We start from the raw sequence: 14,246 nt of genomic DNA, 5'->3' as shown, positions 1-14,246 counted from the left end.
TTGTCGGTGCTTGTGACCCACTCACAAAAGCGTTCCCAGACGTTGGCGCTTTCGCGCTGCTGTAAGGTTGTTGTCATGGTTTTATGATTGCTGTATTTGGTTGTCAATGTTCGGATGATGTTTATATTATTACGCCTATCGTTAAGGTTTGTAAAGGGGTTTGACGACAGTTAAACTGATGAGTGTGATTAGGAAAGCTGATGAAAGGAGAGACAGGGGCGAAAAAAGTCGATCGCTAGACCGATCGAGATGACAGCTTAATTATGCGCGCACCAACTCCAACCGATATCGGTACAAAGCCACAGGATGCCCCCCAGCAGCAAAATAATCCGGGTCTTGCGGCGACAAATAAATCGCTGTCACCTGATCGGCCTCAATTCTTTTACTCGCAGAATCGCCATTTTCTCCGCCTCCAACAACTCGATAAGCCGTTGTTGTCTCCACCTCGTTTAAATAAATATCAGACTCTCCCCGAAAAATCTGCTGAGAAATCTCTGTAGACACAAACTCGCGAGGATTCGGCGTCTCAGTTCCCCGACTGGTAACAATCGAAATTAATTGGCGTTCCCCTTTCAAAACAGTAATTTGGCGGTTGGGATTGGTCGGATCGACTTTCACCGAAAGTACGCCACCATCGCCTAAATAAGCCTTAGCAATATTCAAACCGTTAAAAGTGCGATCGGCTACAATCTTTTGAGCCTTTTTCAATGTATAATTAGAAATTAACCCAAGATTTTTTTCAGGTTGAAATCGCACTTTAAATAATACCGGCTGCTGCAAATACTGGCGGTTGCTTTCAAACCCTGGCGTGACAATATTTGGCGCTAAAGGAGCGGCTAAATCTACCAAAGTGCTAGAAACATTCCAATTCCCCGCCATCCAGTCGGAATATACCAAATCTCCCTTAGCTACAGCGATAGAAGGCTTGCTTTCCCAATTGGGAAAACTTGATATGCGATCGCCCAAAACCCCTGCCCTCGCACCACCACCCCACAGCAACACCAGCAAAACCAAACAAAAACTCCAAAATACCTTCATACCTAATTACATTCAAAAAACTAACCTTCTGTCTCTCTTTCTCTTCTTTATCTCTTCTCTGCGTTCTCTGCGCCCTCTGCGGTTCATTAATTCACAAATTAGACAACAAACGACTTAAACATCATATTTTCTACCATTCTTAGAAACACGCATCCTGCCTGTTGCACAAAAATAAATGTTCGGCTTGTGGGAGTAGAGGGTGGGCATCCTACCCGCCCCCAATATGCAATTCAAAGGTGGAAAAGCCGATTTTTTAAAGCGCCTCAACAGGTGCAGGTTCCCAAACCTCCCCGTATTTTTCCTTCAACTCGTGCCAATTTTCCACCTGTCCTGGTTCGTATTCCCCCGGCTTTCCCCACTGCAAAAACGCGCTCAAAGCAGCCTCATTTTGTTCGTCCAGAAAACGGATTGCATAAGTAGTGAAATTGCCTCTTTTTGCCTCACCAGTTTCAAACTTCACCTGTTTTATTTTGTCCATATTTAGGTGAAACTCAAATATTTCGGCGTGCATATTGGCATACTTTCCCTTCGGCAACTCCGCATAAAACAGCTTGTGAATTGAACCGCGCACTTCCAGCACAGCCGCGCTGCTAGTCACGATTAAACGCAGCGTGCCCAATTGTTCGCAAGCTTCCAAGAATTCTTTCAGATTAGGCATAATTTAATTGGGGAATTGGGTATTGGGAATTGGGCATTGGGCCGAAGAGCCTTGGGCATTGATTATTGGTAATTAAAAACAACAATAACTAACAACCAACAACTACTGACTAATGACTAATGACTATGTTTCGTGCAGTTCGTAAGCAGCGACAATCCGCTGCACTAGCGGGTGTCGCACCACATCCGCCTGAGAGAATTCGCAGAAAGCAATGCCCTCAACGTTGCGTAGAATGTTTTGGGCGACTGACAATCCCGACTGTTGGTTTGGCGGCAAATCTGTTTGAGTGATATCCCCCGTTACTACCATTCTCGATCGAAAGCCCAGACGAGTCAACACCATTTTCATCTGAGCCGGCGTCGTATTTTGAGCTTCGTCCAAAATTACGAAAGCATTGCTGAGAGTGCGCCCCCGCATATAAGCTAAAGGAGCTACTTCGATCAAGCCTCTTTCCATTAAATCGGCCATTTTTTCAGGGTCGATCATTTCTTGCAGGGCGTCGTAAAGCGGGCGCAAATATGGATCGACTTTTTGCTGCAAATCTCCCGGCAAAAACCCTAATTTTTCGCCAGCTTCCACGGCTGGCCTGGTTAAAATCAGCCGTTCGTACTGCTTGCTCAACAGCGCTTGCACGGCGAAAATAGCTGCTAGAAATGTTTTGCCAGTACCAGCGGGGCCAATGCAAAATGTCAGGTCGTGCGTGCGTACTGCTTGGACGTATTGCCGCTGCTTGAAGGTTTTGGCTCTAATTTCTTCGCCGCGGCGGGTTCTGGCGAGAACGTCTCGCTGCAAGTCTTGTAAATCGCCTTGGCGGTTGGTATCCAAAGCTTGGCGCGCCGTCTGGATTTCAACTCCGGTAATATTTTTGCCGGATTTCCAATAGTCGGAGAGCGATCGCACTAATTTATGACACAATTCTACTTGACTTTTTGTGCCAGAAATCAGCAGTTCTTGCCCTCGCATTACCAGGGTAGCACCGGTTTGCTTAGAGATCATTTTCAGGTTTTCTTCTTGATTACCGGCCAGCGACATTGCACTTTGGGTGCTCGGTAACTCTATTGTTAGTTTTTCATTCATGCCAACATAATCTCCTCCAAATAAGCAATTAAAAGTTAACAACTAAACGTTCAACCAGTCACTATTTGCGAACAAAAAGACGCCCCTTACTAGATTTTACCTAGTATCTAAGGCGTCTTTTAGATTTAGCTCCCAAATGAGTTTGGTGCTTGAGGCACAAATCAAATCTCCCTTCTATTAAGTCAGGCAATTTTAGATTTTAGATTTGAAATTTTAGATTTTAGATGAACCTGATGCCGCTGACATTTGAAATTTAAAATTTTACATTTGTTTCCGATCGCAAAACCGGCAATTTCCAACCAAACGGGGCTTGTAATACAAACTCTACAACAGGCAATCTAAAATCTAAAATTCTTTCTGGGTTCTGCAGTTAGTTAATAACCGGGAGTATTTCTGCTCGTTCTAAACGTAGGTGTGTTAGTACGGCGAGGTTGTTCTCTCGGAGTTCTGCTAGCCAAGGGACTCGGCGACGGAGGTGGCGTCCGGGGTCGGAAGTCGCCTCGCGGCTCCCGCGAGCCACGATCTGGGCGGTCGCGATCTGGGCGATCGCGATCCGGGCGATCCCGATCGCCCCTAGGCGGGCCAGATCCACGATCGCCCGCTTCGCCATCGTATATATCTAAGTAGAGGGACTGACCAGCCGTCTGCGCCACCGCTTCGAGCGTAGTTCTAATCGCCTGAATATTGCGTCCGCCCCTACCGTAAACCCGGCCTTTGTCGGGATCTTCAAAAGCCAGCCTAACCCAGACCCGCGATTGGCGCGGGTGCAGTTCGCAATCAACCCGCAAAGAGCCGGGGGTCTCTAAAAAAGGCCCAATTAAAAACTTAACCAGTCCAGCATAGTTGGGACTAGCTGACTGTTGCTGTGCTGGATTCAACGTTAGCTCCGGCTCCGACTTGTTCAAATACATGGGCTTTTCTCAGGATGTCACGCACGGTGTCAGTTGGCTGAGCGCCTTCTTGCAGGCGCTTGACAATCGCTGGAACATCCAGCCTGGTTTCGTTATTTCTGGGGTTGTAATAGCCGAGCTCTTCTAGGGGACGGCCGTCGCGGCGAGTAGAACTGTTCATCGCTACAATTCGGTAGCTGGTCTCGCGTTTTTTCCCGTATCTCTTCAATCGCAGTTTGATCATCTTCTTGCACAATAGTCTTGTTCCAATTCTAAGCTATTTTGTCAGTGCTCCTTCCCCGAACCCCAACTCAACCCCTATTTCTTAACCTCCGACCAAAATATCGCTACGATTTGCTGCCCCCAAGGCAGGTCTGGCGCCGTCAATGTGCGGTGTAATTGCTACTGGCAAAATCGATGCAGTTCCCCACTGCTGCACCAATTTTTGCAAAAATATATCTTGCTGTGCTCTCAAAGAGTCCCAATCGGTGCCGCGATTAATAATTGCAAACCAAACTAAACCTCGATCGCGCGTGGGTATGGCTCCCGCCAAAGCAATCACCGTGTCCAAAGTACCAGTTTTCACCACAGCCGATCGCGGAATGTGTCGGTATTCCAAAGTTCCTTTATCGCGCCCGGACACCGGAAACAAGTCAGCAACTGTCAGCCCAGTCGTCTGAAGGTTGCGCGCGATCGCCTGCATCATCCCACAAGCCGCCCTCGGAGACATCTGATTTTCCACTCCCAATCCCGAACCGTTAACTAATTGAAGTTCCTCCTCCGGCACCCCCGCGGCCCAAGTCGCTTGCTGCTGCACTATTTTTGCCCCGCCCAAATCGTCGGCCAGCATCTGAGCTATTTCATTATCGCTGTGGACGTTCATCTGCTTGAGAATTTCGGCTAAAGGAAGCGATCGGCGCTTCAGCAGCAAACGCCCCGAAGTCACAAATTTCTCAGCAATGACGCTGCCGGCAACCGTTACTTGCGGCTTTCTAGTTCCCGGAGCCATCTTAGAATACATTGCCACCACGTCCGCAGGCCAATTACTACCCTCAAGAGCTTGCCGCAGTATCTCCCCCGCCACCAAAGGATCGGACTGATAATTCATGCGGAAATTGCCTGTCACCACCAAATTCCCCGCCACACGATTGATACCCATTTGATTGAGAGCATTGCCCACGGCGATCGCCTCCTCCCACACAAACAGCGGATCGCCCCCGCCGCTGACCACCAAATCCCCCTGCAACACCCCATTCCTAATCGGCCCCGTTCCCCGGAACCGCGTTTCAAACTGATAATCCGGGCCCCAAGTCTCCAGCGACGCTAGAGAAGTCGCAATCTTAGTCAGCGAAGCCCCAGGCATCAGCGTCTTGCCCTGCTGACTTACCAGCGGCATCATTCCCGCTTGCACCCAAATTCCCTGATTGCCCTCAATCAAGTTCTTGTCTTTCAACTCTTTCAAATATTCCCGCACCGTCGCTTCTGCTGGCAAGTCGGGATTTGCCGCATTTATTCGCCCAAAAGCCAAATCTTCGGCCACCACTAACCCGGGTATCCCTCCCCGCCAAGCCAGCACTGACGCAGCATTAGGCGCGGCACTGCCTACTCCAGCCATGTCCAGCCACAGAGACATCATCCCTGAGCTAAATAAATCCAGCATTTTTTACTCCTAAAGTCAATCGATATTAGATTTTAGATTTGAGATTAAAGAATTGAAGAAAGCGCTCCCACTGATAAATCCGGGGGCAAGTGATGAGGATGGGGAGCTTTTTTTTCGCTCCACGGATGAATCCGGGGTTTCCGGACTAAAGTGCTTGCGGTCATGTAAACTATTTCATTGATTTTTTCAATTTGCAGTCAAAAATAGTAAAGTAGTGACAAAACAAGTTCTATCAGAGTAGTCGGAAATGAGAATTGTCCGATCGCCGTACCGAGCGGATTTTAGTTCTTTATTCAGACTTGTGGATTCACGCTCCTGACTTCCTGGTAGAATTTTTAGTGTTTCTCAAACATTGGTCAATGGGATCGACACGCGCAAGAATTGCAATAGACGCTATGGGTGGGGATCATGCCCCCGCCGAAGTTGTAGCGGGAGCGCTTAAGGCACAAGAAGAATTAGGCGTAGAGATTTTGCTGGTGGGCGACCCGCAGCAAATAGAAGACTCGCTCCGGCAACAAGACGCGATCGGCCGCGTCTCTACAGGTCAGCTAGAAATCGTTCCTTCTGAAGGAGCGGTGGAAATGCACGAAGAACCTTTGAGTGCCCTCAAACGCAAGCCCAACGCTTCGATTAACGTAGCGATGAACTTGGTAAAGCAGCAGCAAGCTGATGCTGTGGTGTCCGCCGGTCACTCCGGCGCGGCAATGGCTGCTGCCCTGCTCAGGTTGGGCCGGCTCCCCGGCATCGATCGCCCTGCGATCGGTGCGGTTTTGCCCACAATGGTACCGGGCAGCTCTGTACTTATTCTCGATGTCGGCGCTAATGTGGACTGCCGCCCCAAATTTTTGGAGCAGTTCGCTCTTATGGGAACTATTTACAGCCAGTTCGTGCTGGGCGTCGCCGAACCTAAAATCGGCCTGCTCAACATTGGCGAAGAACCTTCTAAAGGCAACGACGCCGCGGTGCGAACCCACCAGTTATTGGTGGACAACCCGAACATTCCTTTTGTGGGCAATGCCGAAGGCCGCGACGTGCTGTCGGGGAAATTCGACGTGATTGTCTGCGACGGGTTTGTCGGCAACGTGTTGTTGAAGTTTGCCGAAGCGGTGGGCGAAGTCGTGGTGCAAGTGCTGAAGGAAGAATTAGTCAAAGGACTCCAACATCAAATTAACGATCCTCTGCTGCAAAAAAGCTTGCAAGGATTTAAGCAGCGGGTAGACCACGTTGAACACGGCGGCGGTTTGCTGTTGGGCGTTGCTGGAGTTTGCATTATCAGCCACGGTTCGTCTCAAGCTGGCTCGATTTTTAATGCCATTCGTTTGGCGAAGGAGGCTATTGATAACCAAGTGCTGGAGCGAATTCGATCGTCCAATCAGCAAAGCGCTCTGGAACAAGAAGCTGTGAATTAGAGGCAGTAAGTAGGAATTAAAAATTAAAAATGTAAAATTAAAAATGTCAGCTTAAACCAACTGTTTTGCTTAAAAAAAGTAATTTCAGCAGTTTAAAAAATAATTTTAATTGGTAGTTTTTAATTTTTAATTTCTAGATCGAACAGCGAGTAAATGGAGAGGAATGTTGCAGCAATCAGGGTTCGGCATTGCCGTCACGGGTAGCGGTTCTTGTACACCGCAGGTTTCGCTGGATAATAACGGTTTGAGTCAGATAGTAGAAACTTCTGACGAGTGGATTGGCGCGCGGACGGGCATTCGAGCGCGCAGGCTGGCGGACAATCGCACTTCTTTGTGCGATTTAGCGTCCGAGGCATCGCTTCAGGCGATCGCCATGGCAGAAATTTTGCCGACAGATATCGATTTAATTATTTTGGCGACTTCCAGTCCTGACGATTTGTTTGGCACTGCCAGTAAAATTCAATATCAGTTGGGCGCGACAAAAGCTGTGGCTTTTGATTTGACAGCAGCTTGTTCCGGCTTTGTTTTTGGTTTAGTTACAGCCTCGCAGTTCATTCGGACAGGGGTGTATCAAAATGTTTTGCTGATCGGAGCCGATATTTTATCTCGCTGGGTGAATTGGTCTGATCGGGGTACTTGCATTCTCTTTGGAGACGGTGCAGGTGCGGTGGTATTACAAGCTTCAGAAGTCGATCGCTTTTTGGGATTTGAAATTCGCAGCGACGGCACACAAAATTCGTCTCTCAATTTGGCTTACAAAGCCGAGTCAAAAGAATTAATTGAGGGCGTTAGCGTCGGAGTTGGCGGATTTGAACCCATCACAATGAATGGTCAAGAAATCTATCGCTTTGCCGTGAGAAAAGTGCCGGAAGTCATAGAAAAAGCTATGTTTCGGGCCAATATCAGTGTCGCCGAAATTGACTGGCTGTTGTTGCACCAAGCCAATCAGCGGATTCTTGATGCAGTTGCCCAAAGGCTAAAGATTCCCCCCGAAAAAGTAATCAGCAATTTGGCGAATTACGGCAATACCTCAGCGGCTTCAATTCCCCTTGCTTTAGACGAAGCCGTGCGTCTGGGTAAAGTTAAAGCGGGCGATACTATTGCTGCTGCTGGTTTCGGTGCAGGTTTGACTTGGGGGGCTGCGATTTTTCAATGGGGAAGGTAAAGCGATTTTCGATTTTCGATTGGCGATTTTCGATTGGGGAATCACGGTAATACCATTTTTGATTTTCGATTGGCGATTTTCGATAGGGAATCGCTGATGAAGTATGGGTTGGGATTGCGGGCCAGCAATTTTATTCTGTTTGAGAACTGGTATAATATTTGGCAGCTTGAAACTTGCCAAGCGTGATAGTTGGGAGTGCGGCCATTGAAAAATAAAAATCCTTTAACACGCCATACATAGGGCAAGGTTCGCAGCGGTGCACCACCCGGACAGCAGTTATTGACAAGCGCGTGCTGAAATGGAAAATCCTCTATTCTTCGATCGACTTTCCCCGGCTTGAAGGTTGAAAATTAAGCTACGGCGATTAATCTGAATTCAAGTAGCGAAAAAAAAATAAACCTGGTAAAAATCGCAGTTAGATGTTATAATTATGAGTCGCGAGTAAATAGTTCGTTAACCGATAGATAGCGGATACCAGCGAGCGAACTTAGAAGCGGGAAAGAAAGAATTTTTGCAATCACGAATTAGCAACCACCAATTAGCAGATTACCGGAAAAATGACTAAAACAGCATGGGTATTTCCCGGACAAGGTTCCCAGGCGATCGGGATGGGTGCAGACTTATTAAACTTGCCAACAGCTAAAGCCAAATTTGAGCTAGCTAAAGAAATTTTAGGTTGGTCTGTCCCGGAAGTTTGCCAAAAAGAAGAAGCAAAATTATCTCGGACTCTCTACACTCAGCCTTGCTTGTTCGTAGTAGAAAGTATTTTGGCCGACTTAGTGCGAGAAAAAAGCGATCGACCAGCGGTAGTTGCCGGTCACAGTTTAGGAGAATACGTTGCCCTCTACGCAGCAGGCGTCTTTGATTTTGAAACCGGATTGCGCTTAGTCAAACGCCGCGCCGAACTCATGGACACTGCCTCCGGCGGTCAAATGGTGGCTTTGATCGGGTTCGACAGGCAGGAACTAGAACTGCAAATTCAATACAGCCGAGACGTAGTGCTGGCAAACGACAACAGCGAAGCACAAGTCGTGATTTCTGGAACGCCCGCAGCAGTAGAAGATTTGCTTGCCAAAATCAAAGTCAAACGCGCTGTTAAATTGAATGTTTCCGGTGCGTTTCACTCTCCCCTGATGGCATCAGTCGCGGCAGAGTTTCAACTAGCCTTAAAGTCTGCAAGATTTTCCGATGCAAAAATGCTGGTGCTCTCAAACGCAGAACCGTCAGCCACTACCAGCGCAGCCACTTTAAAGCAGCGGTTGACTCAGCAAATGACTAAAGGCGTGCGCTGGCGAGAAATTTCCATGCAATTGCCACAACAAGGAATCGATCGCGTAGTGGAAATTGGCCCGGGCAAAGTTCTGACAGGTTTGATCAAACGGACTTGTCCCGATTTAGCGCTGGTAAATGTTAGCAGTTTTGCAGATTTGCCCGCTTAATCTATTTTTAGCCTGTTATTAAACGGCAGGTTATAAAATTGAGAGTTAACAGGCCTGAAAATTGCCGAAAAACAAATAGCACAACAGGCAAATCCGAATATTGCCTGTTGTGCAAATTGGGGATAGACGATCCAGACAGTTAGAAAATATTAATCAAAAATCGAGAAATCGATCGACCTGACAATCAAGCATCCAGGATTCATCCGTCCAGAAATAAAAAACCTGTATCCGATGAAACTTGCCCCCCAATTTATCTCGCGCAAGTCAGTCGATTTTAGATTTTAGATTTTAGATTTTAGATTTACCCCACAGATAAATCTGGGATCTTGAACTAGGGTCGAAAATTTTTATCTTTCCACGACAGGAGTACGTGGCAGCGTATCCGTTTTTGGGCTGGGTCAATGGTTCAAATCTCAAATCTCAAATCTCAAATCTCAAATCTCAAATCGATCGACAAATCCTGATGTAAACTAGGCATAAAAACCAAGCTTATCTGGTACTTATATGAAAAAAGTCCTTTACTGGTTGATGGGCGACAAGGCAGGCAGAACCATAGTAGGTGCGTGGAACTGGCTGTGGGGACTGCCAGTAGAATCAGGCGGCTAGGTGTCGGTGGCGGTAGCCGAAGAGTCGCTGCGATCGATGCAAGAATCAGTGCAAAAGCTAGCAGCAGCAGTCTCTACCCAAGTTGCAGCCTACCAGCGCGCCAAAACGAAATATGAAGAAAAAGTGGCGTTGCTGATTTACGGTATGAAACGTTAAATATGCCCGTCATAGAAAGCAGTATTCACAAAGCTTTTGGATTTTAAAGTTATTTTTTTCATACCCTGATTAAGCAACGCCGAAAAAGTTAGGGAAATGCAAGCCGTAGAGCGCCAAGCCATCACAGCCAAGCGCAACGGCAACGAAGAAGCAGCCCGCTTGGCAATGTCGAAGGTAATTCAGACAGAACAAATTCTGCCGCAATTAGAATCCCAAGTAAAACAAGCCGAAAAATACGTCAACGCTTCCAAAGACAAGCTAAATCGAGAACGGATGAAGCTGGAAGCCTACAAAACCGATATGCAAAATATGAAAGATATGGCCGAGATTAACCAAGCCCTCGGATCCATATCCCAAGTCAACAACGACCTCAGTATCGATTCAGCTCGATCGCAGTTTGAGCAAGCCAAAAACGCCGTCCACGGCCGCCACCTCAAACAGCAAGCTTTAGCAGAAATCTCTGAAAACCCCCAAGAAAGACTTCAGGCCGAATTAGAAAATATGACCTTAGACGATGAAGTTAATCGCAGGCTACAAATGTTAGACGACTCCAACAACAAAGAACTTCCCAGCTAAGGACAATTTTATGGCTAAGAGCGGGCCTCCCCCCATAGTTTTTATCCTGTTATTCCTCTTGCTAGCTGGTGGTGGCTGGTTCTTTTTTCTCAACAAACCAGCGTCGCAAGATGTTAGTAACAATCCCCCCCCTCCCACACCAGCAGGCGATGTTGTCCCACTTCCCGTCGCGCCAGTAGTCGGCGGCGCTTCGCCTGTTGCAGCTAGTTCCTTTGCGCTTCCAGCTTCTGTTCCTGCGGGCACGGCGGTGAGAATTGACGGTTCCACCAGTATGGTGACAATCAATCAGAACCTCAAGAACGGCTTTCAAGGCAAGTTTTCCGGCACGACAGTCGATACCAAAGCAAACGGTTCTGCAAAGGGAATTCAGGATTTGGTGGCGGGAACAGCCGATATTGCAGCGGTATCGCGACCTTTGACGGCTCAAGAACAAGGTCAGGGTTTGGCAGCGGTGCCCGTTGCCCTAGATACGATCGCCCTTGTAGTTGGCATTAACAACCCCTTCAAAGGAGGTTTAACCTCGGCTCAAGTTCAAGATATCTTTAAGGGAAATACTCAAGACTGGTCGAAAGTCGGCGGCCCGGCGGGTCCGATTAAAGTAATTAACAGACCGGCAGTTAGTGGCACTCACCAAACGTTTAAAGAACAAGTGCTCGGAGGTGGCGAGTTTGGCCGGGCGTCAAATATTACCACCCTCGATCGAGATGCGACAACTCCCCTGCTGCAAGCTTTAGGCAACAACGGCATAGGCTATGCGACTTTCGCTCAAGTAGCCAATCAGAGAACAGTGCGCGTTGTTCCCGTCAACGGTGCGACGCCGGATGCGGGTAACTATCCTTACAAGCGGCAGTTATACTACGCCTACAAAAATCCTCCTAGCCAAACAGTTAAGGATTTCTTGGGCTACGCGACTGCTTCGGAAGGACAAAAAGCTATGCTGGCCGGAAATTGAGCCTTTGCAAAGAATTCGCCAGAATAAATTCGGGCGCTACAGAAGCTTGCAAAGCGGTTTCAACCGCCAAACCATCTAACAGCACGACACGCATAAACACGGATACAGTGATGATAGTCAACTTAGCCAATTAGCTAAACAGTCCGATCGCTCGACCTATCCGTGTATCCGTGTCAAAATCCGTGTAGTGCTACTTTTTTGATTGCTGAACTGATAGGCTAATATTCGATGTAATTTAAAATTTAAGGTTTTTCTGTGAGCAAAAGTCGCGAACCAGTCGAAAGTTTACTTCTCTACTATTTATTCAAATGGTCAATTGTCAGCCCGATGCTGCACCTTTACTTTCGGGGCCGCATCTACGGTGCAGAAAATGTTCCGACAGAAGGGCCTGTGGTAGTAGTCAGCAATCACGCCAGCGATTTTGACCCGCCGATTTTGTCTAATTGCATGAGGCGACCGGTCGCATTTATGGCAAAGGAAGAGTTATTTAAAGTTCCTATTTTGAAGCAGGCAATTACGCTTTACGGTGCTTATCCAGTCAAGCGGGAAAGTGCCGATCGCAGTGCAATTCGCTCGGCGATCAACTCTTTGGAAAATGGCTGGGCGACGGGTGTATTTTTGCAGGGAACTCGCACGCCAGACGGCAGAATTACTGAACCGAAATTAGGTGCGGCGCTGATAGCTGCTAAGGCAAAAGCGCCGCTCTTACCTGTTAGTTTGTGGGGAACTCACGCGATTTCGTCGAAAGGTTCGGCAGTGCCGCGTCCGGTGCCGCTGACGGTGCGAATTGGCAAGCTAATTGAAGCGCCCGGTTCCTCGGATCGCGAGGAGTTGCAAGCGCTGACTCAAAGATGTGCGATCGAGATCAATGCGATGCACGATTTGGGGCGCTGATTTGCTTGGAGGATGTTTTGTATAACTTACGAAGAAAGCTGGTTTGATAGATAAAAAACATCGTTACAGGTTTGTAGTGAGAACGAAGACTCCTCGTTACAAACCTATTTTATTGCGATTGTACGATGCCTCTGACATAAGCAACAGCTAAGGGGGAAATTTTTTCTGTAACCGCTGCGATAACTTGGCGATCGAAGTCAGTCCAAACTCTGGGGCGATCGAACATACAAGGCTGCAAAACCCCCCACAATAAGCCGTCAGCACAAAGGTGAGCGTGGATCAAAGCTCGATGTCCGAACTCTTTGGCTTCAAAATCTTTGTTGACAACTTCAGGATTCGCTGTTTCAACATCCTCAACAAAAATCGACGGTTCAGTTCGCAAAGCTGCTGCAAACAAAGGGTCTTCTTCCCCTAAAGATTCGGGTTCTTTTTTCCATTCCGCGTCGCCAATCTCAGGAAAGTTCGAGTTACGACGCCAGCAGTAAGGTACTCTGCCTCTTTGCGTTTCAGGATTGCGGAGGTAGAGAAAGACCCGATCGCAATTTAACACCTCGCCTAAAGCCGGCACCAAAGCCGAAAAAACAGCATCCGGCGTTTTGCTGTCACTCAAAATTTGCTCCAGAACTTGCGGCAGAATTTGGTCGGTCATTAACTTTAGCTTTTGAATTTCATCTATTAATTTTAAACTACTCCTTCTCTTCTCTTCTCTTCTCTTCTCTTCTTTTACGCATTTGTCATCAGTGTCTTCGCGTTTCGTTAAATCGCTAGAGGAGACAAGTTTTAAAACCAGAGGGAATGGAAAAAATTTAAAACTTGCTCAATGCTTTCCTTTGTTTATTCCATTCTGGCTGGGCTGAAGTTAGCACCCGTATAACCGGTTGTCAGCCAAAGAATAGCCCTAGCGCCGTCGCGAACAGCTTTTTGCATCGGTTCGGGGGTTCGCCCAGACGGAACTGCCACAGGCTTAAAGGTAATGCCTCGACTACCGAGTACGATTTCGCCGATAATCTGAGCTCGCCGCATATGATCGTCAGAAGTGATCAGATACACGCTCTCAATCCCTCTAGCTTTCAATTCATCTACCAGGGTGGTAAAATTTGTTACCGTATCCACCGCTCTGTAGTCTAAGTGCAGGCGATCGGACTCAATTCCCGCTTCTGAAAATACCCATTCCGCGAACTCAGGATTGCTCCCAGACGACACCCAAATCGGCAATTCAGGGTGATCCTGAGCAAATTTGGCGGCAAACACCTCTCGCTCAGTAGCCCCACCTAGAACTAACAAAGCTTGGGGTCTCTGAAATTCGCTCTTAACCTGCTGATAGCCCAACCAACACGCCATCAAAAGTCCTACTAGGAACCAAAAACTGCGTGAAGTGTTCAAACGCTTGTAACGCTGCGTGTTTGAATTGATTCTTAACCACATCTAAACCTATAAAAATTTTATGTAACTGACAAAGGAACCATAACAAAAAATACCGCACCTATAGCCCACTAACAGGAATTAAAAATTAAAAATTAAAAAAGGGTCGGCGGATCATAGGATTTTAGATTTTAGATTTTAGATTTTAGATTTTAGATTTTAGATTTTAGATTTTAGATTGACTCTACGCTTGTGGTGCGGCTTCAATGGGGGATTTTAGATTTTAGCTTTCAGATTTTATACCAATCGCCTTGGCGGTTGGTATAAAATCTGGGAGCCAATTCCTTAGCGGATATGCAAAAAA

16 protein-coding genes are annotated in these 14,246 nt (G+C 47.4%); 7 read left to right on the top strand and 9 right to left on the bottom strand.

The annotated features are described in order from the left end of the window. Positions 1-261 precede the first annotated feature (261 nt). The 6 genes from QT984_RS26675 to QT984_RS26650 form a co-directional block, all read right to left on the bottom strand. Positions 262-1,038 (bottom strand): DUF6816 family protein, encoded by a 777-nt coding sequence (locus tag QT984_RS26675; protein ID WP_333264516.1) that lies wholly within the window; start codon positions 1,036-1,038, stop codon positions 262-264. A gap of 253 nt (positions 1,039-1,291) precedes the next feature. After that, the gene (locus QT984_RS26670) at positions 1,292-1,696 is read right to left on the bottom strand and encodes a ChuX/HutX family heme-like substrate-binding protein (protein WP_333057403.1); all 405 of its coding nucleotides are present in this window, start codon (positions 1,694-1,696) and stop codon (positions 1,292-1,294) included. Positions 1,697-1,819: 123 nt separating this feature from the next. After that, positions 1,820-2,773, bottom strand: coding sequence for a PhoH family protein (locus tag QT984_RS26665; RefSeq protein WP_333157196.1), 954 nt, complete (start codon positions 2,771-2,773; stop codon positions 1,820-1,822). 374 nt (positions 2,774-3,147) lie between these two features. After that, entirely contained in the window at positions 3,148-3,651 is a 504-nt protein-coding gene (locus QT984_RS26660; RefSeq protein WP_333057401.1) for a KH domain-containing protein, read from the bottom strand. Further along, on the bottom strand, positions 3,623-3,907 hold the full coding sequence (rpsP, locus tag QT984_RS26655) for a 30S ribosomal protein S16 (RefSeq protein WP_006633724.1): 285 nt from the start codon (positions 3,905-3,907) through the stop codon (positions 3,623-3,625). The genes QT984_RS26660 and rpsP overlap by 29 nt, the downstream gene beginning before the upstream one ends. 81 nt (positions 3,908-3,988) lie before the next feature. Next, complete coding sequence (locus QT984_RS26650) at positions 3,989-5,323, bottom strand: D-alanyl-D-alanine carboxypeptidase (protein WP_333211471.1); 1,335 nt, start codon at positions 5,321-5,323, stop codon at positions 3,989-3,991. A 359-nt stretch (positions 5,324-5,682) separates the two neighbouring features. Here QT984_RS26650 and plsX point away from each other — a divergent pair, with 359 nt between their 5' ends. The 6 genes from plsX to QT984_RS26620 all read left to right on the top strand — a co-directional run bounded on the left by plsX (position 5,683) and on the right by QT984_RS26620 (position 11,626). After that, positions 5,683-6,732, top strand: a complete 1,050-nt coding sequence (gene plsX / locus QT984_RS26645; RefSeq protein WP_333375286.1) for a phosphate acyltransferase PlsX — start codon at positions 5,683-5,685, stop codon at positions 6,730-6,732. 163 nt (positions 6,733-6,895) lie between these two features. Next, on the top strand, positions 6,896-7,897 hold the full coding sequence (locus QT984_RS26640; protein ID WP_333375281.1) for a beta-ketoacyl-ACP synthase III: 1,002 nt from the start codon (positions 6,896-6,898) through the stop codon (positions 7,895-7,897). Positions 7,898-8,454: 557 nt separating this feature from the next. Continuing rightward, positions 8,455-9,336, top strand: coding sequence for an ACP S-malonyltransferase (fabD, locus tag QT984_RS26635; RefSeq protein ID WP_333375278.1), 882 nt, complete (start codon positions 8,455-8,457; stop codon positions 9,334-9,336). 612 nt (positions 9,337-9,948) lie between these two features. Beyond that, on the top strand, positions 9,949-10,098 hold the full coding sequence (locus QT984_RS26630) for a hypothetical protein (RefSeq protein ID WP_333375276.1): 150 nt from the start codon (positions 9,949-9,951) through the stop codon (positions 10,096-10,098). A 96-nt stretch (positions 10,099-10,194) separates the two neighbouring features. Then, on the top strand, positions 10,195-10,674 hold the full coding sequence (locus QT984_RS26625) for a hypothetical protein (RefSeq protein WP_333375272.1): 480 nt from the start codon (positions 10,195-10,197) through the stop codon (positions 10,672-10,674). Between the two features lie 10 nt (positions 10,675-10,684). After that, complete coding sequence (locus QT984_RS26620) at positions 10,685-11,626, top strand: phosphate ABC transporter substrate-binding protein (protein ID WP_333375270.1); 942 nt, start codon at positions 10,685-10,687, stop codon at positions 11,624-11,626. Here QT984_RS26620 and QT984_RS26615 read toward each other — a convergent pair. Further along, positions 11,607-11,747 carry a hypothetical protein gene (locus tag QT984_RS26615; protein WP_333057392.1) on the bottom strand — a complete coding sequence of 47 codons (141 nt, stop codon included), beginning with the start codon at positions 11,745-11,747 and terminating at the stop codon, positions 11,607-11,609. The genes QT984_RS26620 and QT984_RS26615 overlap by 20 nt on opposite strands. Before the next feature lie 134 nt (positions 11,748-11,881). Here QT984_RS26615 and QT984_RS26610 point away from each other — a divergent pair, with 134 nt between their 5' ends. Continuing rightward, on the top strand, positions 11,882-12,520 hold the full coding sequence (locus QT984_RS26610; RefSeq protein WP_333039474.1) for a lysophospholipid acyltransferase family protein: 639 nt from the start codon (positions 11,882-11,884) through the stop codon (positions 12,518-12,520). 109 nt (positions 12,521-12,629) lie between these two features. Here QT984_RS26610 and QT984_RS26605 read toward each other — a convergent pair whose 3' ends face one another. Next, the gene (locus QT984_RS26605) at positions 12,630-13,169 is read right to left on the bottom strand and encodes a GAF domain-containing protein (RefSeq protein ID WP_333057391.1); all 540 of its coding nucleotides are present in this window, start codon (positions 13,167-13,169) and stop codon (positions 12,630-12,632) included. A gap of 185 nt (positions 13,170-13,354) precedes the next feature. Continuing rightward, the gene (locus QT984_RS26600; RefSeq protein WP_333057390.1) at positions 13,355-13,945 is read right to left on the bottom strand and encodes a YdcF family protein; all 591 of its coding nucleotides are present in this window, start codon (positions 13,943-13,945) and stop codon (positions 13,355-13,357) included. Positions 13,946-14,246: the final 301 nt, after the last annotated feature.

It is taken from the genome of Microcoleus sp. Z1_B2 (genome assembly GCF_036700325.1).
Classification (GTDB): domain Bacteria; phylum Cyanobacteriota; class Cyanobacteriia; order Cyanobacteriales; family Microcoleaceae; genus Microcoleus.
The sequence above is the reverse complement of the archived record's forward strand: the minus strand, read 5'-3'. Positions and strand labels throughout refer to the sequence as shown.

Coding starts and splice junctions, on each gene's coding strand:
- QT984_RS26675 (WP_333264516.1), bottom strand. CDS start 1,038: ATGAAGGTATTTTGGAGTTTTTGTTTGGTTTTGCTGGTGTTGCTGTGG.
- QT984_RS26670 (WP_333057403.1), bottom strand. CDS start 1,696: ATGCCTAATCTGAAAGAATTCTTGGAAGCTTGCGAACAATTGGGCACG.
- QT984_RS26665 (WP_333157196.1), bottom strand. CDS start 2,773: ATGAATGAAAAACTAACAATAGAGTTACCGAGCACCCAAAGTGCAATG.
- rpsP (WP_006633724.1), bottom strand. CDS start 3,907: ATGATCAAACTGCGATTGAAGAGATACGGGAAAAAACGCGAGACCAGC.
- QT984_RS26650 (WP_333211471.1), bottom strand. CDS start 5,323: ATGCTGGATTTATTTAGCTCAGGGATGATGTCTCTGTGGCTGGACATG.
- plsX (WP_333375286.1), top strand. CDS start 5,683: ATGGGATCGACACGCGCAAGAATTGCAATAGACGCTATGGGTGGGGAT.
- QT984_RS26640 (WP_333375281.1), top strand. CDS start 6,896: ATGTTGCAGCAATCAGGGTTCGGCATTGCCGTCACGGGTAGCGGTTCT.
- fabD (WP_333375278.1), top strand. CDS start 8,455: ATGACTAAAACAGCATGGGTATTTCCCGGACAAGGTTCCCAGGCGATC.
- QT984_RS26625 (WP_333375272.1), top strand. CDS start 10,195: ATGCAAGCCGTAGAGCGCCAAGCCATCACAGCCAAGCGCAACGGCAAC.
- QT984_RS26620 (WP_333375270.1), top strand. CDS start 10,685: ATGGCTAAGAGCGGGCCTCCCCCCATAGTTTTTATCCTGTTATTCCTC.
- QT984_RS26605 (WP_333057391.1), bottom strand. CDS start 13,169: ATGACCGACCAAATTCTGCCGCAAGTTCTGGAGCAAATTTTGAGTGAC.
- QT984_RS26600 (WP_333057390.1), bottom strand. CDS start 13,945: ATGTGGTTAAGAATCAATTCAAACACGCAGCGTTACAAGCGTTTGAAC.